The 19,542-nt window shown below is 63.4% G+C and carries 10 protein-coding genes and 1 tRNA gene; 4 read left to right on the forward strand and 7 right to left on the reverse strand.

Translation table 11 applies throughout. The features are described 5' to 3' along the window. Positions 1 to 260 precede the first annotated feature (260 nt). A tRNA-Met gene (locus NKH54_RS00005) sits at positions 261 to 337 on the forward strand. A 319-nt stretch (positions 338 to 656) separates the two neighbouring features. On the opposite strand, the gene NKH54_RS00010 is transcribed toward NKH54_RS00005, so the two are convergent. Next, positions 657 to 1,451, reverse strand: coding sequence for a SapC family protein (locus tag NKH54_RS00010; RefSeq protein ID WP_023737477.1), 795 nt, complete (start codon positions 1,449 to 1,451; stop codon positions 657 to 659). A 238-nt stretch (positions 1,452 to 1,689) separates the two neighbouring features. Here NKH54_RS00010 and NKH54_RS00015 point away from each other — a divergent pair, with 238 nt between their 5' ends. Together NKH54_RS00015 and NKH54_RS00020 are read left to right on the forward strand one after the other, a co-directional pair. Continuing rightward, the gene (locus NKH54_RS00015; RefSeq protein ID WP_023672960.1) at positions 1,690 to 1,959 is read left to right on the forward strand and encodes a DUF6916 family protein; all 270 of its coding nucleotides are present in this window, start codon (positions 1,690 to 1,692) and stop codon (positions 1,957 to 1,959) included. Positions 1,960 to 1,998: 39 nt separating this feature from the next. Further along, positions 1,999 to 2,577, forward strand: coding sequence for a 2OG-Fe(II) oxygenase (locus NKH54_RS00020; protein WP_023672959.1), 579 nt, complete (start codon positions 1,999 to 2,001; stop codon positions 2,575 to 2,577). 15 nt (positions 2,578 to 2,592) lie between these two features. Here the strand turns inward: NKH54_RS00020 and NKH54_RS00025 are convergent, their stop codons facing one another. The 5 genes from NKH54_RS00025 to NKH54_RS00045 form a co-directional block, all read right to left on the reverse strand. Continuing rightward, a complete protein-coding gene (locus tag NKH54_RS00025) occupies positions 2,593 to 3,120 on the reverse strand; it encodes a GNAT family N-acetyltransferase (RefSeq protein ID WP_031203583.1) in 528 nt (175 codons plus the stop codon). 10 nt (positions 3,121 to 3,130) lie between these two features. Then, positions 3,131 to 3,658, reverse strand: a complete 528-nt coding sequence (locus NKH54_RS00030; protein ID WP_023672957.1) for a phage tail protein — start codon at positions 3,656 to 3,658, stop codon at positions 3,131 to 3,133. Positions 3,659 to 3,667: 9 nt separating this feature from the next. Then, positions 3,668 to 4,189: a phage tail protein gene (locus tag NKH54_RS00035; RefSeq protein ID WP_023672956.1), complete on the reverse strand. Its 522-nt coding sequence runs from the start codon at positions 4,187 to 4,189 to the stop codon at positions 3,668 to 3,670. A 12-nt stretch (positions 4,190 to 4,201) separates the two neighbouring features. After that, positions 4,202 to 4,708 (reverse strand): phage tail protein, encoded by a 507-nt coding sequence (locus NKH54_RS00040; protein ID WP_023672955.1) that lies wholly within the window; start codon positions 4,706 to 4,708, stop codon positions 4,202 to 4,204. 118 nt (positions 4,709 to 4,826) lie between these two features. Next, complete coding sequence (locus tag NKH54_RS00045; protein ID WP_353027507.1) at positions 4,827 to 17,165, reverse strand: inverse autotransporter beta domain-containing protein; 12,339 nt, start codon at positions 17,163 to 17,165, stop codon at positions 4,827 to 4,829. A gap of 270 nt (positions 17,166 to 17,435) precedes the next feature. On the opposite strand from NKH54_RS00045, the gene NKH54_RS00050 reads away from it, so the two are divergent. Beyond that, positions 17,436 to 17,975, forward strand: a complete 540-nt coding sequence (locus NKH54_RS00050) for an invasion associated locus B family protein (protein WP_460221636.1) — start codon at positions 17,436 to 17,438, stop codon at positions 17,973 to 17,975. A 45-nt stretch (positions 17,976 to 18,020) separates the two neighbouring features. Here the strand turns inward: NKH54_RS00050 and NKH54_RS00055 are convergent, their stop codons facing one another. Beyond that, a complete protein-coding gene (locus tag NKH54_RS00055; protein ID WP_353027508.1) occupies positions 18,021 to 19,538 on the reverse strand; it encodes an aldehyde dehydrogenase family protein in 1,518 nt (505 codons plus the stop codon). Positions 19,539 to 19,542: the final 4 nt, after the last annotated feature.

Raw genomic sequence — 19,542 nt, forward strand, 5'->3', positions numbered from 1 at the left:
GGGAGAGTAGGTCGCTGCCAGGTCTGCAAAACGCACGTTGAACTCTCATCCGCAAACCGGATGAAACTGAAATCTTCTCTCTACGAAAAGGCCCGCCAAGGGACTTTCATTTGGTCAGCCATATACCTATCTGTAAGCCATCCTGTTCATAGGCCCAGGCTTACGTCCAGATAAGCAAGCAAACGCTTGCTTCAGATCCGGAGCAGGCAAGAGCTTGCCCTGGAGAGTCCGGAGCAAGCAAGAGCTTGCCCTGGAGGTGACGCGGGGTGGAGCAGCCCGGTAGCTCGTCAGGCTCATAACCTGAAGGTCACAGGTTCAAATCCTGTCCCCGCAACCAACAAAAAAAGCCCGCTTCACGCGGGCTTTTTGCGTTCGGACCGTGATCGATGGCCGCGACCGGATATTCAACGATCGAGGAGGGCAGCAAGGCTGGCGTGCTCGACTTTATTGACAGGTCCGCGAACCGGGGGGTGATGCCGCCTCGGCGCATTTCGGCGAGAGCTACACGTCGAGCATTGGGAGTTCGCCAGCCCGTCATGGCAAGCGATCTGCACGACAACAGCATGATTCGAGCGGCGGAGAGATCGTCGTACGAAGGCGCGAACCGTTGATTTAAACAACCCGCGCCTTGCCGAAGCTTTTCGTCGCGGGCCGCGTCAGCCAGCTCGCCGCAATGACGCCTGGAAGACCAGCGAGGTCCAGCTGTTGCTCGAGGCGAGATGGCAATAGAGCAGCGCAAGCGCGCCGGATTTCCTGAGATCGAGAAACGCCTCGTCGCTCAATTTGTTGAAGGCCGGCTCGTCGATCACCTGAAAGTCGGTGAGGTTGAGGGTCTCGCCGCCCTCCAGCGTCACCTTGCTCTGCCGCGGCGCGAACAGGCCGTGCGCGTCGATCTTGTCGATCATGGCGCGAGTCGCATTGAAGTCGGTCTGGAACTGGCTGCAGAAGGCGAGCGCCTGCTTCGAGGCCTCGGCCGGCTCGTTGCCGTCGAAGAAGGGCGCGATCTCGTCGCTGTCCTTGGACGAAGGCATCTGCTCGACGACGCGTTCGCTGGCACGGTCGATGCACAACGTCAGGCGGCCGGTCGTTTTCGATTCATCGGCGAGGATGAAGGGGTAACGGCGGACATAGGCGGGAATGTAATGCGGCTCCGCCCATTTGCCGTCGGCGCCTACGAACAGGTTCTGGTCCTGGCGCAGACCGGTGATGATGACAGGCGCCTTGGCGTCGCCAATGAAAACGATCGGATAGGAGCGCATCGCCGCCGGCATTTCCGATGCGACGACGGGGATGGCGTGCGCGGTGCGGGCAAAGGAGAAATCGGCCCGCGCCGTAAGGCCGAGTGAGCCGTGCCGCAGCGGATTGAGCGCCTCGGGTTTTTTGTAGAACAGCGGCAGCGTGTTGGTCGCGGTGCTTCCGGCCGGGGCCGTGTCTGTTTTCGCGTCAGTCATCCCTAGTGTTCTCCTCTTATACCATTCCGGTTTAGGCCAGTGGCTGCCGGTGCGCAACGCGTTGACGGCTGCTTCACCCTACGTGGCCAAGATAAATCTATCTGTTTGTTTGATCGTGCTCTTTTGTACTTCTGGAGATCGAGCTCTATAGACAGCACGCCATGAAGCGGCGAGATTGGCTGACGGGATAGACATCTCAAGAGAGCCGTCTGAAAGACAGACGAACCAGGGCAGGCGCATGGCATCGCTTTCGGATTTCGAGCAGGGGCAGAGCTTTTCCGTCGAAGCCGGCGGTCAGACGCTCACGATGGAACTGAGCGCGGTGCAGCCCATTGCCAACAGCCCGCGCGACGGCGGTGGCTTCACGCTGCTGTTCAGGGGGCCGCGCGACGCGGCGCTGCCGCAGGCTATCTATCGGTTCAACGGCAAAAGCGGCGCCCATGAGATCTTCATCGTGCCGATCGCTGCCGATGAGGCAGGGCGGCTTTACGAGGCGGTATTCAACTGATTTTTTTCGACCGGATCGGCCACGGGGACGCTCCGACATATGATCGACTATATCGAGATTGCGGACGTATTTGACGGAGCGGCGTGTAGCGCACTGTGCGCGGAAATTCGGGCGGCCTTGGGCCGGCCGGCCGGCCTGCTGGGGCGTGCCGACCAGAAGATGGCATGGCCGGAGATCCGAAAGACCGTGCGCGCCGATGTTTCGCAGGCCACTGAAGAGCGAGTGAGTGCCCTGTTGGCGCAGCAGAAGGCGGCTCTGGAGCGGCATTTCGGGCTGCTGCTCGGCCAGGTCGAGAAACCTCAGTTCCTTCACTATCGGCAAGGCGATTTCTTTGTGCCGCACCAGGATGGCAACACGCCGCTCATTCACGACGAGTCGCGGTTCCGAAAGATCTCGGTGGTGATCTTTCTCAACCGTCAATCGGACAACCCTTCGCCAGAAAGCTATGCAGGCGGCTCGCTGGTCCTGCATGGGCCTTACAGCGGCCCGGACCTGCGCATTGCCATGCCGGCGTTGCCGGGCTCTCTCGTCGCCTTTCGCTCGGAAACGACGCATGAAGTCACCCCGGTCACGTGCAACGAACGTTTCACCATCGTCTCCTGGTATCGCGGCACGTGACGACCGGCACGGCCCTTACGGCGAACGGATCATCAGGTCGTAGACGCCCTTGTCCTCGGCAACGGTGAAGCCGAGGCGCTTGTAGAGCCGCCGCGCTGGATTGTTCTTCTCGACATGGATCGAGACCGACTTGCCGACGGCGGCGGCCTCATCGATGAGATCGGCGAGCAACGCACCGCCAGACCCCTTGCCGCGATGCGCCGGCAGGAAGGCGATATCTATGATGCAATGCTCGCTCGCCGAGCGCTCGATATACAGGCGACCGATATCTTGCCTTGCCTGCTCGATCACCAGCCAGTCGGCGTTGGGATAGTATTTCTGGTAATGCGCGTGCTGCGCTTGAAACTGCATGTCGAGGAACGCCGTTTTCTGCGCGTCGCTCCACGGCGTGACGGCAAGTTCTTCGGCGCGGGTCGAGGCGTAGAGCGCCGACAGGAACGGCAGATCGGTGTCCGCCATCGGGCGGAACGTCAGATCAATCCGCGCCGCGCGCACCCAGCAAAATATAACAGGCCCGTTGTCCACAATCGGAAGCTGGATCATGGAGTGGCGCTTACGGACGCGCCGGATAAACGCCTTGCATGGCAATGATGAACGTCATCGCCAGATAGGGAGGCAGGTTGTTGTGAGGCAACGTACTGCCCGTCATGCTCAGTGCCTGGGGGTCCATCTGGACCAGATTTTGCGAAGTGTTGTTCTGATACAGCGTTCCGCCCCCCGATTTCCCCAGAACAACCGCATCGGTAAGAGTTCCCTGGGCGCCACTCTCGGTGGATATCGCGACAAAATGATTATGTTGCGGCATTTCCGTTTGCAGAAGGGTGATGGACGTTTCGCCACCCGTCTCGCCGAGAAACCGCTCCGACAAGCCATTGCCCTGTCCTTGCCCCATGGGCGCGGAGCCAGCCATATTCGGCAACGCGAAGGTCGACTTGCCGTCGCCGCCGTAAACTGTGCCCAGCAGCGAAAACAGCGCCGTATTCTGCGAGATTGGCAGGAGCTGGCCATCGCAGGTCGCCCACCCCGTCGGGGCGAAATCTCCGGCAAAAATTCGAATTTCGGCGACGAACGGATTGGTCATGGCAAGTCTCTAGCTTTGCTGGGGGAAGATGCCAAATAGCGAGATGATGAAACTGACGGCGAGGAACGGCACCATATTGTCGTGAGGCTGGCTGCCGCCGGCCGGCGAAATGGCTCCGGCGGCCATGTTGCCATCAGGTGCGATACCCACATAGGGCGTCAGCAGGCTCGATGTCGCCAGGACACCGCCGGACGGACCCGGATTCTTGGCGATATTCGACGAACCGGTCCAGGTATGGGAATGGTTCGGCATTTGTTGGGTTGAAACAGTGACGGATTCGACCCCGCCCAGTTCTCCGATGATATAGGTCTGGCTGACCAGCGGGCCCTTGCCAGCATGGACGGGGATGCGGGATGCGAGGTTGGGCAGGGCGAATGTTTCCTCCCCGTCGCCGCCATAGGTCGTACCGATCAGATTGAACAAGGTTTCGTTCTCGGAGATCGGCATCAACTGGCCTTGGCAGAACGCCCAGCCATTCGGAGGGAAATTGCCACCGAACATCCTGATCTCGCCGACAAAAGGTTGGCTCATCGAAGCGTCCTCTTAATTTCGCGACGGGAATATGCCTTGCAGGGCAATGATGAAATTCAAGACGAGATAGGGCGATCTGTTCTCATGCGGCTGGCCGCCACCGACGAAAGTGATGTTTTCCTTCGCCATAGCCACCGCGCTGCCAGGCGGCTGATAGATCGGGCTGGCGTTCGCCCCCAACAGCGCGCCGGATGGATTGTTGACGTTGCCGGCAGTGTTCGATGCGTTGACGAAATGGTTGTGTGTCGGCATTTCGCCGAGCGTGAGCGTGTGAAACTCTTCGCCGCCCTGGCCGCCGACAATTGCACCAATAGGGCCGCCCGTATGAACCGGCGCACGTCCCCTCATATCCGGAAGGGCAAAATTTGTCTGGCCGTTGCCGCCGTACCTGGTGCCAAGAAGTGAGAACAATGGCTGGTTCTGGTTAAGCGGCAACAACTGGCCGTTACAAAATGCCCAGCCGCGCGGTGCATAGTTCCAGGAAATGATCTTGACTTCACCTAAATAAGGCTCACTCATCCCCGTTCCCTCCGTTGGCCGCTTACTGTCTGAATTCTTGTATTATGCCTAAGTAAGACAACAAGTCGATATCAAATTCATAAAATATATTTCCTAGGACGAAATCCAAGGTTGCTGACTACGGTGTCGCGGCAGGCAGCAGTGGCAGCGGCTGGTTGAAGAACGTCCGGGTGTCCGTCAGTGCCGTTGCCCCGCCATTGACGGTTTCGATACCGGCCTCGCTCGCCTGCGGTACGTTGATCGTGCCGTCGGCGCCGCCGAGGCCGTCCGCGAGGAAGCGGATGGCATTGGCGTTGTTGACGTTGGTGATGGTGTTGGCATGAACGTCGGCATTGATGATAGCGCCGGCAAATGTGGCGGTGACCGTGATGCCGCGGCTGTCGGCATTGTCGCGAATGGTGTTGTTGGTGACCGTCGCGTGCACGGTGCCCGGCTGCACGAGCTGCGTGATCGAGACGCTGTCGCCACCGCTTATGCCGTTGACGCCGATGCTCTGGATAATGTTGTTGTCGATCAGCACCTTGGCGACGCCGAGGCTTTCATGCCCAACCCTGATGCCGTTGCCGGTTCGCGATCCCGAGGTTGCTACGCCTTGCGTACCGATGACGTTGTTGGCGATTGTGCCGTCAAGCGTCCGTGCGAGGTCGCCGCTGCTGAACACGTTGATGGCCGTCGAGTCGCTGTTGGTGACGGTGTTGTTCCGGACGGTGAAATTCAGATTGCCGCCCGTGCCGGCGCCGGAATTGCTGCTCTGGGTAAGGTTGATGCCGTTGTTCAGATTGTTGAATAGATTTCCCGTGGTCTCGCCGATGTGAGCGTTGACGGTGCCGTCATTGGCAATGACGAACAGACCGGTTCCAGGGATGACTCCCGGTCCGGGATAGGCGTTGTTGCCGGTGAAGGTTGCGCCGTCGACGGTCAGCGTCATCGTCGGCGCGCCGGCGACACCGGCGCCGTCCGCCTCGAAGATGAAGTCGCTGCCGGCATTGTTTGAGGCGCCGTTGTTCGAGAACGTGCCGCCGCTCACCACCAGGTTCGCCAACGTGCCGCCGGAATTGATGACCTGCACGTTATGGGTGAATGAGTTGGAGACCGTGAGGTTGGTGAACGTGGTGACGTGCGAGGCGTTGCCGGTAAGTTCGTTGAACAGGATTCCGGACTCGGTGTTGGCATCGGCATTGCTGTTCAGGGTCAGACCGTTGAGCACCACACCGTTGACGCGCAGGCCCTTTATGCCGTTGCCCGCATTGTCGCTGATAATCATGTTGCTCAGGCTGACATCCTGAGTGTCGGTCAGGCTGACGCCATCGCCGGTCGAGTTCTGGATCGTGCCGCCGCTGCCCCCCGTCGCGCCGGTGCCGGTCACCACCAGATTGCCGCTGGTGCCGGTGTTGTTGAGCACGATGCCGTTGGCTGCACCATTGGACGCAATGCTCCTGAACGTCACGTCGCCGGCGCCGATCGTCGTGTTGGCGACATTAAGGGCCGTGCCCGTGCCGGACACGATGGTGTTGCCGGTGCCCTGCACCGTCATCGTGCCGCCGGTGGTGGCTGCCGGACCGGGGCCGGTGGCGCTGAAACCGGCGCCGCTGGTCGTGGCGATGACCAGCCCGCCATTGGTGAAGTTGATCGTCGCGCCGGCATTGTCGCTCAGGCTGACGCCAGCCGCCGTGGTCGAGGTGATCGATTTCGACGCGCCGGAGAAGGTGATGATGCCGGCGACATTGTCGTCCAGCAGGATGCCGATCTGGCCCGCCGCATTATGCGTGATGTTGCCCGACAGGGTGATGTTGCCGGCGGTCAGGGCGCGATCCTGGATGTTGACCGCCTGGCCGGTGCTGCCGCTGGTGATCGCGCCGGCATAGGTGAACGCCGCCGTGCCGCCGCTGTTGGCAGTCCCGGCGCCGTCGCCGATGCGGATCACGGCACTGGTGCCGCCGACCAGCGCGCCGGTGCCGAGATCGATCGCTCCGGCACCGGTGACGGTGTCGAGGATGACGGCGCTGGTGCCGCCGGCGCCTTTGTTCGTGGAAGCGAAGGTCACGCCGCCCGCACCGATAGCGACGGTGTCCATGTTGACGGCGACGCCGCTGCCGGTCGAAATCGTGTTGCCCGAGCCGACAACGGTCACGGTGCCAGTGCCGTTGCTCGTGGCGTTAAAGCCGGTGCCGGAGGTGGTGGTAATGGCCAGGCCGCCGCCGGTGAAGTTGACCGCCGTGTTGGTGTTCGCCGTCAGGTCGACGGCATTGTTGGCGCCGGTGGTCAGTATCTTGCTGGCGCCGGAGAAGTTGATCGTGCCGCCGGTGTTGGCGTTGACGAGGATCCCGTTGGCCACGCCGCTGGTGGCGCTGAGAGTGCCCGACAATGTCGTGGTGCCGGCGGTACGGGTGGAGATGCTGACGACGTTTCCGGCCGTGGTCTTGGTGACCGAGCCGGCATAGCTGACATTGGCCGAGCCGCCGGTGACCAGGAAGGCCGCGCCGGTCGCGCCGCCGAGCGCACCGGAGCCGAGGCTGACAGTGCCGGCGCCGGTGACATTGGTCAGCGACACGTTGTTGGTTCCGCCGGTCGAATTGGTCGAGGTGAAATTGATGCCGGTGGTGGCGATGCCGTTGAGGTTGACCGCCTGCGCGGAAGTGGAGCTCACCGTGCCGGTCGTGACATTGACCGTGCCGCCATTGCTGGCGCTGAATCCGGTGGTGCCGCTTGTGACGATGTCGAGGTTTGCGAAGCTGACGGTCGAGGCCGTGGCGCCGTTGTTGATTGCGACTGCGGTGCCGGTCATCGGCGTCGTGGTGCCGAGATCGACCGTACCGGTGAAGCTCACCGTATTGGCCGCCGTCGCGCCGGAAATGCTGATGCCGCTCGCAGCGCCGTTGGCGATCACCGAGCCGGCGAAGGTGAAGCTGCCGCCAGCGCGGGTCGAGATCGTGGCCGCCGCGCCCGACGTGCTGATGATGGAGCTGGCGCCGTCGAAGCTGATCACCGCGTTGCCGCCGGTCACCGAAAGGCCGCTGCCGCCCGATATATCGACATTGATACCGGCAATCGTGCCGCCAGCGCCCGACGCGCCGCCGAAGGCGATGCCGGTGCCGGTCGCTGCGGTGGTGATGTTGACGTTGGTCAGCGTCGTCGTGCCGACGGTGTTGTCGAGCCTGAAGGCAATGCCGGTGGCGGCGGTGCTGGTGACGTTGGTGATGGTGGTGTTGGACGCGTTCAGCCACACATCGCTGGCGTTGCCGGAGAAAGTAACGTTGTTGATCGTCGTGCTGTTCGACGGGGTAATCTCGATACCCTGCGTGGCGAAATTGCTGATGGTCATGTTGCTGATGACGGTATTCGCAGCACCCGCGCCATTGTCCTTGACGCCACGCGCGGCACCCGCCGGGCTGCCATTCAGGATGAAGCCGTCGATGATGTTGCCGCTGGCGCCAAGCGTGATGACATTGTTGCCGGCGCTCGTCGTCAGCGTCGCGGCGCCATTGGGCGTCTGGTCGATGATCGAGATGCTGTTGCTGGCGAGCTGGATGGTGGAGGGCACCGTCAGCGCCAGATTGATGTTGCCGTTGCCGAAGCCGCGCACCTGCTCGACGGTGGCGAGAGCCAGCGTGTCGTTGCCATTGCTGCCTGCCGCGGTGATGGTGCCGCCATCGTTGACGAGAACCAGGATGTCCGTCGCCACGGCTGCTGCTTCGGCGGTGGCCAGCGTCGCGAGATTGTTCTGGTCGCGACCGCTGCCGTCACCGGTCGCGGACGCGCCGACGAAATAGACCTTGCCGACTCCGAAGCCCAGGCCGGGAGCCGACTGGAAGTTCACATCCTGGAAATTGTAGGTGCCGGCAACCGGCGCACTGGAGGCGTCGATGCCTACATTGGCGCCGATGGTCGAAAGCTGGTCGGTCGCCGATTCGCCGTCGCCATAGGTGAAAGCGAGGTTGGTGGCGCTGTTGAGGAACACGCCGGTGTTGACCCCGGCTATGCTCGAACTGGCGCCGCCGACCACGGCATCACCGAGGCGCACCGTCTGGCCGCCGATGGCGCCGCGCAGGTCGACGCCTATCGAGGTGCCGGCGGCGGCGGCATTGGTGACATCGAAGTCATTGGCCGTCACCGCCGCATTGATGGTGGCACCGTTGAGGTCGAAGGCCACGCCCGTGGTGCTGTTCAGGCCGATGTCGAGATCGTTGAAGGACAGCGCCGCGCCAAGCGCGCCGGAAACATCGACACCACGCGTGGTGATGCCTTGCAGGTTGACCGTGCCGAGAATGATGGCGCCGCCGCCCGACGAGGCGATATTGGTCAGCGAGATGCCGGTTGCGGCGGCAGTGGCCGAAACACTGTCGAAATTCATGCCCGCAGCGCCAATCGTAACGCCATTGAGGTTCAACGCGGTGCCGCCGGCCGTCGTGGTGATGCTGTTGTCGCTGAGGAGCGCGCCGACGCTGACCGTGCCACCGCCGCTGGCGTTGAAGCCCGTGCCGGAGGTGGTGGTAATCACCAGGCCACCCGTATCGAAGTTGATCGTCGCGCCGGTGTTGGTCGTCAAGTCGACCGCCGTATTGGCGCCAGTGGTCAGCGTCTTCGTGCCACCGCTGAGAGTGATGGTCCCGCCGGAGTTGCCGTGGACATAAATACCATTGTCGAAACCGCCGGTGGCGCTGAGCGCGCCGGACAGTGTGACCGTGCCGCCGGTGACGCCGGAGATGTCGACGATCTTGCCGGCGGTGGTCTTGGTGACCGTGCCGCCATAGCTGACGGTCGCAGCACCGCCGGTGAGCTGGAATGCGACGCCCGAAGCGCCGCTCAATGCGCCGGATCCGAGGCTGACTGTTCCGGTGACATTGGCCAGGCCAACATTGTTGGTGCCGCCGCCCGACGAGGTCGAGTCGAGCGCAATGCTGGCGGCGACGTTGATGAGGTTGATCGCCTGGCCGCTGGTCGAATTTACCGTCTGGGCTGCAGCGGAAGCGGTGATGCCCATAACGCCACCGGTCCCGACAATGCCGGTGCCGCTGGTGGTATCGATGGTCAGGCCGTTGAGGAAGTTCACCGTGCCGGCGCTTTGCGAGAAGCCGACGCCGCTGCTCGTGTCGATGTTGGCGAGGCCGGCGATGTTGAGGTTGCCGCTGACCCAGTTTATGCCGCCGCCGGTCGTCGCGACGTTGTTCACCGTCACCGTGTTGAAGGTGAACGTGCCGGTGTTGGCGCCGGTGACGTCGATGCCGAAGCTGCCGGTACCGGTGATGCTGGTTGCGCCGGAGACATTCACCGCCCCGGTGACGCCGTTGAGGATGATGCCGCTGGTGGCGCCGCTCGAGGTGATGCTGTCGAAATTGACGCCGCCGGCGCCGAGTGTGCCTTGCAGCGACAGCGCGGTCTGGCCCGTGGCGTTGATCGTCGTCGAACCGGCATTGGCGACGGTGAGGCCATTCAGTCCCGAAAGGCTGAGGCCGGTGGCCAACGATGTCGTGATGTCGAGGCCGCCATTGAAGTTGACCGCAGCTGCCGCGCTGCCGCCCGAAATCGAAACGCCGTTGCCGCCGGTGATCGTCACCTGGTCGGTGAAGGTCACCGCGCCGCCGGTGCGGTTGGCGATATTGATGCCGCCACCGGTCAGCGTTCCCGGAGTGGCGCTGTTGGGCAGGATGCCGCGCGACACCGAAATGGTGCCGGTGCCGCCGTTGACGTCGAGCAGCGTGCCGGCAACGTTGATGTTGTTGTTGATGATCGACAGATTGCCGTTGAGGCCGGCGACCTGGATGGCCGTCTGACCAGCGGCGACGTTGCTGATCGTCACGCCTTCGATGGTGATGCCGCTGGCATTGCTGAAGCCGACCGCGCTCTGATCGATGAGGAAGGCGGCACCGGTCGCGCTGCTGAAGTCGAAAGCGGTGTGGCGCACGGCGTTGTCGCCGAGCAATTGCATCAGGTTGGCCGTCCCGCTGACCACGGCCTCGTCGCCGGTGATGTTGCCGCCGGTGGCGCCGAGATTGCCCTGGACGTTGGCCGGCTGGATCGTGCCGGTCGAAACCACATTGCTGTTGCCGAAGCCGGTGATCGTCTGGCCGGAATCGAGCGTGAAGGCGGTGGCGCCGAGATTGATCGTGCCGACGAAGGCGAAGTTCTGCGTGCCGGTCAGCGCATCGGCGGCGGCGAGCGAAATGGTGTTGACGCCCATGCTGAGATTGCCGGTCGTGCCGGCGGCGATGAAGCCGCCCGACTGCGAGACCAGCGTGATCGAACCGGGCGCGGTGGCGAGGTTGGCGCTGCCGGTGAAGAACACGTCGTCGAAATCGTAGTTGCCGAGCGTCGGATCGAGACCGACCGTGTTGACGGTGAAGCCGCCGGCGGCGGCGATGATGAAGGATTCCAGCCCGTCGGTCGAATCGCCGTCGCCGAAGGTGAAGTTGGCATTGGCGGAGGTCGCCGTGGTCTGGCCGGACGACAATTCGACGCCGATGCCGACATTGTCGATCTTCGAGCCCTGCAGGAAGGTGATGACCTTGTTGCCGGTGGTCGACGACAGGTCGATGCCGCGCGAGGTCAGGTCGCCCAGGCCGGTGATCGTCGTCAGGCCGAAATCGGCCGTCGTCGAGGAGCCGCTGAAGTCGATGCCGGTCTGGTTGGCGCCGACATCGTCGATGGTGGTCGTGCCGAAGCTGACATCGTTGTTGGTGCCGGCGAAGTTGATGCCGGCAGTGCCGCTCGTGGTGCCCAGCGTGACCTGGGTCGTGCCGAAGGTCACCGGGCCGGCATTGCCGACAATGTTGATGCCGATACCGCCGGCGCCCGTCACGATCACCGCCCCGAAGGTTGCCGATGCGGTGCTCGCGACACCGGAGACGGACAGGCCGGTGCCCAAGGCATTGGTGATCGATAGCGGGGTGGTAACATTCAACGTTGCGGTGCCGATCAGGCCACCGACCACCGCGCCGCCGCCACCGCTCGCCGACAGGGTCGGGCCGGTGAAGCTGAACGCACCGCCTGCCGGGGGCAATGTCGAGCCGATGGCGAACAGATTTCCGGTGCCGGTCGACGTGACGCTGCCGCTGAACTGGGCCGAGCCGCCGATGGTGCCGTCGATCTTGACCGCCGTGCCTGGTGCTGTTGCCGAGCTGGAGATGTTGGCCGAGACCGTGATCGCGGCGCTGCCGCCAAAAACCACGACGCCGTTGCCGGTGCCGGAACCGGTGATGGTGCCGCCGATGTTGATCGTGCCGGTGTTGTTGGTCAGGCTGACGTCGTCGCCCGAAACCAGCGTCGTCACCAGATTGTTGACATTGACCGTCGCGGCGCTGCCTTGCACCACGAAGCCGGGGCCACCGCCAACAACCGTGTCGATCGTCGTCGTGCCATTGAAGGTAACGGCGTTGGCCACGTTGGTGAGGCGGATGGCGTCGCCATTGACGCGATTGATGTCGACAGCGCCGAAGGTCACGCTGCCGCCGCTGGTGTTTTCGATGAGGATGCCGGTCTGCACGGCGCCGCCTGAGCCGTCGACGGTGACGCTGTCGAAAATGACGCCGCCTGCGCCGATGGTCAAACCGCCGGCGCCACCGAGATGGATGCCGTTTTCGACAGGGCCGAGCCCAGATGCGGTCGTGTTGGTGCCGGTGACGGTGAGCGTGCCGCCATTGATGGCGCTGAAGGCAAGGCCGCCATCCGTGGTGAGGTCGAGCCCGCCGGTGAAATTGATCGTGCCGCCGGCATTGCCGGTCAGGTCGATGGCGTTGGCCGCGCCGGTGCTGGCGGTGATTTGGCCGGCGAAGGTGGCGGAGCCGCCGGTCATGCCGCTGATCATGACCGCGCTCGCGGCACTCGTCTGATTGATGGTGCCGTTGTAGGTGAGGTTAGGCGTTGCTCCAAGAATGCTGAGCGCCGTGCCCGTCGTGCCGGCGATCGAACTCGCATTGTCGAAGGTCAGCGTGCCCGTGGAACCGCCCGTGACGCTGACGCCGATACCGGCGCCGGTGATATCCAAATTGTTGAAGGTGCCGGTGCCGCCGAAGTTGCTGGCCAGCAGGCCGGTGCCGCTGACGCCGCCCATCGTCGTGTTGGTGATGTTGATCGCACCCGCTGCGCCGGTCAGGTCGATGCCGGTTACGGCGCTGCTGATCGTCACCCCGGTGATGGTGGCCGCGTTTACATTCGATCCGTTGATCGCCGAGCCCGAACCCGCATTGCTGACGCTGAGGTCGGCGACGCGGTTGCCGTTGGCGAGATCGATGGTGCTGCCGGCCGAGTTGTTGAGAGTGGCGGCGCCATTGCCGAACGGATCGACCTGGGTGCCCGAAGTAACCACCTCGGCGCCGGTGACGTTGGCCGGCGGCCCGCCGAGAGCGACGGTGTTGCCGTTGGCGAAGGAGACGATCTGCTGGCCGTCGGCAAGCGTGAAGCCGTCGGCATCGGTGTTGATGGTTCCAGCGCCGTTGTTGACAAGGACGAAGATGGTGTTGGCGTCGGTCGTCAGACCGTCGGCGGCGTCGGCGTTGATAAGGTCGCCAACGCTCGCGCCGGAGCCGGTCCCGGTGTTTGCTGCGCCGACGAAGATGACGTTGGCGGTGTCGAACAGCTGCGGGCCGACCAGATGGGTGGCGTTGAAGGCATAGGTGCCGTTGCCGGCTAGCAGGCCGCGCATGTCGAGCGAGGCGGTCGTCCCGGTGATCGAACTGGTGCCGACACCGGCGCCGAACGAGAAGGTCGTGTTTGCGCTGGTGCCTGCCGCGCCGTTGGTGCCCATCTGGACGCCGGTGCCGGCGGAGATCACACCGGTGCCGATCGTCACCGAGCCGCCGGTGGTGCCGGAAAGGTCGATGCCCGTGGAAGTGCCAGCTCCGGCAATGTCGAGCGACGTGGCGGTGAAGGTCGACTGGCTGCCCGACAGGTCGAGCCCGGTCTTGCCTGTGGGCAGGCCGGTGATGTCGACGTTGGCGAAGCTGATCGTGCCGTTGGCGCCCTGGACGTCGATGCCGCTCTGGGTCGGCTGGCCGATGCTGGCGTCGCCGAACGTTACCGCGCCGGAATTGCCATTGAGGAGGATCCCATTCACGCCGGCCTGGTTGATCGTCACCGTGCCGAACGTGGTGGCGCCGGAACTGTTGTTGATCGAGATGCCGTCGCGCGATGGCTGGGTGATGGTGGCCGCGCCGCCGAAATCAACCGTGGCGGCGCTGTTTGTGATGAAAATGCCGTCGAAAAGGGTGTTGGAGGTCGTCGTCGTGCCGGTAACGGAGAAATTGCCGCCGACGTTGCCCAGGCCGATTCCACTCTGTCCGCCGGACTGGCTCACCATGTCCAGCGTGACATTGAGCGCCATCGGGTTGATAAGCCCGAAAGTGACGACATAGACGGCCTGGAGGCCGTTGCCCGAAACCGTGCCGCCGGTCGTCGTCAGGCTTCCGCCGCCCGTCGAGTTGACGAAGATGCCTAAGCCGCCATTGTCCTTTGCATCGAGCGTCTCGAATCCATAGTTTCCGCCGCTGACGATGAACAGGCCGTGGCCGGTATTGTTCGAGAGTGTCGTCGTGCCTGTGAAACTGTAAGTTCCGCCACCATTGTCGATGAGCAGGCCGCTGCCGGTATTGCCGCTTGAGTTCAAATTGTCGGCGGAAACATCGTTGATGGCGCCATCGAACAGCACGCCGTTCAGGCTGGCGCCTGAAACATTCAGCCCCGACATCGTGACATTGCTGACGCCGCTGCCATGCACGCCATTGCCGTTCGCCACACCGGCGATGTTGAAGTCGAGCAGCGACGTGTTGTTGGCCAGCGTCACGGCGTCGCCGGTGCCGGTATTGGTCAGCGTGGCTGCGCCGCCTGGATCCGAGACGACCTGGTCATGCTTGACGTTGTCACCGGTGACGTTGACGGGAATGCCGCCGAGCGAGAAAGTACGCCCGTTGCCGAACGAAGCCATTGTCTGTCCGGCACTCAGCGAGAAGCCGCCAGAGGCGTCGATGGGCGTCCCGTCATTGACCAGCACGAAGATCGCGGTGCCGTTGGTGATAAGGTCAGCCTGGTTAATCGCAAGCAGACTAGACGTGGAAGAGCCGTCACCCAATGATCCGACGCCGCCGACGAAAATCACATTCTGCTGGTCGAACAGCTGCGGGCCGCTGAAGGTCGTCGAGCCGAAAGCATAGAGCCCGAGCGTCTGGTTGAGCCCCCGCGCGTCGAGGGAGGCGGTGATGCCGGCAATCGAGCCGCCGCCGAAACTGAATTGGGCATTGGCCGAATTGGCCGGCGAGCCGGAAATGCCGAAGCGCACGCCGGTGTCGACATTGGCGATCGCGCCGCCATCGGTGATGACGATCGTTGCCCCGCCCGCGCTCGGGGAAGACAGATCGATGCCGATCGAGCCGGCGGCGCCTGTGCCAGTGATGTTGAGCGACTGCGCGGTGAAATTCGTCTGGCTGCCGGAGAAATCGAGGCCGACGCCGGAGCCGAGGCCAGCAATGACGATGTTGCCGGCAATTATTGATGTGTTGGCGCCCGCAAACACCATGCCGTCGGTGCCGGGATTGGTGATGTCGATGTCGCCGAAGCGGATCGCGGCCGGCGAATCCGTGATCGCGATGCCCGGTCCGGTCGTGTTCGAGATCGTCGTCGCGCCGTTGACGGTGAAGCTGCCCGAAAGATTCTCGAGCACGACGCCCGATGCGCCGCCGGTCTGGGTGATCGAATCCAGCACGATATGGGCGGTGATCGGATCGATGAAGACACCGACGCCGTCGTCGCCGAGCGCCTTGTTGGCCGACACCTGGCCGCCGCTGATGTCGATCGAGCCGGCGACCCCGGTGCCCTTCACGGTAATGCCGGCATCGTTGTTGTCGAGCGAGTTGAGGGTGGCGAAAGTGTAGGTGCCGTGGCCGGTTATATCCAGGCCGTCGTCGCCATTGCCCTGCAGCAGCGTCGTGCCGGTGAGGTTATAGGTGCCGTCGCCTTCGATGTGCAGTCCGTCGAGGCCGTTGCCGGTCGCGGTGAAGTTCGAGCCATTGACGCCGGTCGATGTACCGGTGAAGTCGGCGCCGTGGCCGCCGGTGCCGGTGACCGTGACGTTGGTCAACGTGGCGCCGGTGATGTTGTTGCCGAGGATGCCGTCCTTGCCGCCTGTGATGATGATGCCGCTCAGCGTGTTGCCGTTGGCGAGCGTCAGGACGTTGTTGGCGGGGTTGGTGCCCTGGAGGGTGCCGTTGGATCCGCCAAAATTGTAGGTGCCGATGCTGCCGTCGACGAGCCGCGCCTGGACGCCCCCGCCACCGCCGATGACGGTCTGGCCGTTGGCGAGCGTCACACCGGCTGTCGTAATGTTGCCCTTGCCGCCGAGCGCGACGACGACGCCGTTCGCGCCGGCGCCGGCGACCGCATTGTCGAGCGTGGTCGGGTCGCCGATCGTGCCGAGGCCGAGCGCGTCGTTGTCACCATCGGCAAAGAAGAACTGGCCGAATGCCGTGTTGGTGGCGGCATTGATCGCCACCCGCGTCGACGTGCCGGTAACTTTGTCCTGGCTCTCGATGCGAACGCCGATGTCGCCACGCACGCGCTCGTTGACGCGTTTGCGCAGGCCGGGGCTGACCGGATAGACCGGCTCGGCGCCGTCATCGGCCGAAGACGAGCCCTTGTCGAAAGCGTTGAGCGGCACCGTCAGCCGGATGCTGCCGGCGAACTGGGTGTCATCGCGGTTGTCGTTGCGCACCTCGCCGGTGAAGGTCAGCGACGTGCCTTTGCCGATGACGTCGCCGATCGAATATTCCAGGCCGGCCTTGGCGCCGGTGATGCTGCCGTCGTCGCCGTCGGGATCGCCGAAATGGTAGGCGCCGACATCGAAACGCAGTGAATGGTTCTCGGGCAGGTTGAGCGGCACCTGAACGCCGACCTCGCCCTCGATGCCCCAGGCCGCGTAATCGCGGTGGGCGATGGCCGATATCTGCTCGATCAGCTGATGACCGACCAGCGACAGGCTCGACTCTTGCCCGGCCGTGCTGCGGTCGCCGCTGATCGGCAGATAGACGTTTACGTGCGCATCGTATTTTGAGGTGATGGCCTCGAGGCCGAGCGTCGAGGCGACGAACTGGTGACTGTCGTGGTTCTGGATGTTGAGATAGGCGTAGCCGCCGATCATCAGATCCGGATTCACGATGCGGCGAACGCCGAGGCCGACGTCCTGGCCGAAGCCGTCGTCGAAATCGTATTTCGAGCGCACATCGAGAAAGAGAACGGATTCGAGGTTCTGCTTCAGCGGCAGGAAACCCTCGATCGCCGTGTTGCCGCCATTGTTGTTGGCGCCGATGATGGCGCGGACCTGCGGCTGCCACAGTCCGGTGTCGCCGGCATGGGCGGCTATGCCGGTAAGGGCAAGTGCCAGAGTGGACAGCGCAGTCGTCTTCCAGAGATGCCTGGAAAAACCTGACCGGCGATACTTGCTATTCGCCCGGAAGCTTCTTCCGTGCGTCGCCATGTCATTGATCTGCCGAGTTTTCTCGGTCGTCTCCATCCCTTGCGAACCCCGACGAGTACACGCTCCGTCGCTAATACTATCCGAATCCCAGTGTATAGCGAGCATGATTGTTTGCTTTACACGTACAAGATTTCAAAGTTGTTTATTGTGGTAATCCAGCAACAGTAATTTAGCCGGCGCTCATGTACCGTATTGGCTTCCCCGCCAGGCTCGGCTGTTGTATCAACGCGCTGGGCGAAACCCTGACACGACGAGGATCGGGTGGCTTCATTGCTGAGAACCGTTTGTGGGCGGGCCGCCTGGGTCGGCGCGCTATGGCTGGTCGTGTCGGCAGGGTCGGCGCTTGCCGAAGAGCCGAAGTCAACCAAATCTGCCGAGACAAAGCCTGCAGAAGGCAATCCATGGTCGCTAAACTGCGCTAGCGGATCGGCCGGCACCGAGCTTCAATGCCAGGTCTCCCAAAACCTTACCGAGGCCAAGACGGGGCAGCGCGTTCTTACCGTTACGGTTCGCCGCGGCAACGGCAATGGCAACCTCGCGATGCTGCTGGCCTTGCCGCACGGGCTGTTCCTGCCTTCCGGCGCCTCGTACCAGATCGACCAGGGGCAGAAGACGACCATCGCCATCCAGACCAGTGACCAGAACGGCGCCTATGCGGCGACCCCTTTGTCGGCGGACCTCCTCAAGGCGATGAAATCGGGAACCAACCTGAACATCGGCATCGAGTCGGTGACGCGCAAGCCGGTGACCATTCCGGTCTCGCTTGCCGGATTCACTGCCGCGATCGACAAGCTTCAAGCGTTGAAATAGCCGGCCTATCTCGGCAGATGCGTAAGCATCAGCTTACGTTATGGACTAGCCGGGCTCACACGTGCTTCGGCCGCCTGTCTCGCGGAACCAGCTGTCGGGGTAGGGGTACCACCAGTCCTTGATCGCCGGTCTGTGGTCGATGATGACCATCTTGGAGCGTCGGAAGGCGTCGAGTCCCTGGCGTCCCAGCTCGCGGCCAAGGCCTGATGCCTTCCAGCCGCCGAAGGGCAGGGCGTCATTGTCGATCAGCGGGTTGTTGACCCAGACCATGCCGGCCTCGAGCCGCTCGGCCGCTTCATGCGCCTCGGCGAGGTCGGTGGTGAAGACCGAGGCGCCGAGCCCGAACGGGCTGTCATTGGCAAGCCGGATCGCTTCGTCGAAATCCTTTACGCGGCAGATCGCTGCGACCGGCCCGAAACACTCTTCGCGCACGATCGCCATATCGGGTGTAACCCCGGTCAGGATCGTTGGCTCGTAGAACCAGCCATTGTTGTGCGCCGGCGGAATGCGCCCGCCGGCAACGGCTATAGCGCCGTTGCTGATAGCATCATCGACCAGCCGCATCACTTTCGCCCGGGCGGCTTCGCTGACCAGCGGGCCGATCTCGGTCTTGTCCATGCCATTGCCGATGCGCAGCGCCCGCGTCTTCTCGGCGAACAGCTCGACGAAGCGATCGTGAACCGAGTCGACGACAAAGAAGCGTTCGGCCGAGGTGCAGACCTGGCCGGTCAGGTGGAAGGCGGCGGTGACGCTGCCGGCTGCCGCCACGTCGAGCGGCGCGTGCTCGCTGATGATCAGCGGATCGCTGCCGCCGGCTTCGATGACGCAAGGCTTCATGCGCTCGGCGCAGGCGACTGCCACGGCTTTGCCGGCGGCGACCGAGCCGGTGAAGGCGACAGCGTGGGTGCGCTCGGAGGCGATCAGCGCCTGCGCGGTGGCGGCCGTGCCAGGCAGGCAGGCGACCAGCCCTTCCGGCAGTGAACGGAACACCGTCATGTAGTCCAGCGTCGACAGCGTCGTTGCTTCGGCCGGCTTGATGACGCAGCCATTGCCGGCGGCAAGCGAGGCCGCAACGGTCCAGCACATCAGCAGGATCGGGAAGTTGTAAGGCATGATGTGCACGGAGACGCCATACGGCTCGTAGCGCGCATACTGGAACGACCCGGCCTGCGTCGTACCGGCGATCTTGCCGGCGTCGTCGCGCGCCATCTCGGCATAGTAGCGGAAGATCGGCGCGCAATTGGCGATCTCGCCGATTGCTTCGGGATAAGGCTTGCCCATCTCGCGCACCATCAGCTCTGCGCAGCGGGTGAAGTCCGCCGCCTCGATGGCGTTGGCGACCGCATGCAGATGCTTTGCCCGGCTCTTGGCATCGAGCTTCTTCCAGGCGGCTTGTGCCGTGGTTGCGGCACACAGCACCGCATCGACCTCACCGTCCGTTGCGGCGGAGATCGAGCCGACGGTCTCCAGCGTCGCCGGATCGATCACCGGTTTTGCCGTGCCGGTCATCGGCCGGTAGTCCGGATTGACGAAGAAAGCCGGCCGTTCAGCGGAGAATTGCATGGTC

It is taken from the genome of Mesorhizobium sp. M1004 (assembly GCF_040318795.1).
GTDB lineage: Bacteria > Pseudomonadota > Alphaproteobacteria > Rhizobiales > Rhizobiaceae > Mesorhizobium.

What these genes read in the sequence shown, in the direction of transcription:
- NKH54_RS00010 (WP_023737477.1), bottom strand. Translation starts at nt 1,451, where the DNA reads ATGACTGACGCGAAAACAGACACGGCCCCGGCCGGAAGCACCGCGACC.
- NKH54_RS00015 (WP_023672960.1), top strand. Translation starts at nt 1,690, where the DNA reads ATGGCATCGCTTTCGGATTTCGAGCAGGGGCAGAGCTTTTCCGTCGAA.
- NKH54_RS00020 (WP_023672959.1), top strand. Translation starts at nt 1,999, where the DNA reads ATGATCGACTATATCGAGATTGCGGACGTATTTGACGGAGCGGCGTGT.
- NKH54_RS00025 (WP_031203583.1), bottom strand. Translation starts at nt 3,120, where the DNA reads ATGATCCAGCTTCCGATTGTGGACAACGGGCCTGTTATATTTTGCTGG.
- NKH54_RS00030 (WP_023672957.1), bottom strand. Translation starts at nt 3,658, where the DNA reads ATGACCAATCCGTTCGTCGCCGAAATTCGAATTTTTGCCGGAGATTTC.
- NKH54_RS00035 (WP_023672956.1), bottom strand. Translation starts at nt 4,189, where the DNA reads ATGAGCCAACCTTTTGTCGGCGAGATCAGGATGTTCGGTGGCAATTTC.
- NKH54_RS00040 (WP_023672955.1), bottom strand. Translation starts at nt 4,708, where the DNA reads ATGAGTGAGCCTTATTTAGGTGAAGTCAAGATCATTTCCTGGAACTAT.
- NKH54_RS00045 (WP_353027507.1), bottom strand. Translation starts at nt 17,165, where the DNA reads ATGGCGACGCACGGAAGAAGCTTCCGGGCGAATAGCAAGTATCGCCGG.
- NKH54_RS00055 (WP_353027508.1), bottom strand. Translation starts at nt 19,538, where the DNA reads ATGCAATTCTCCGCTGAACGGCCGGCTTTCTTCGTCAATCCGGACTAC.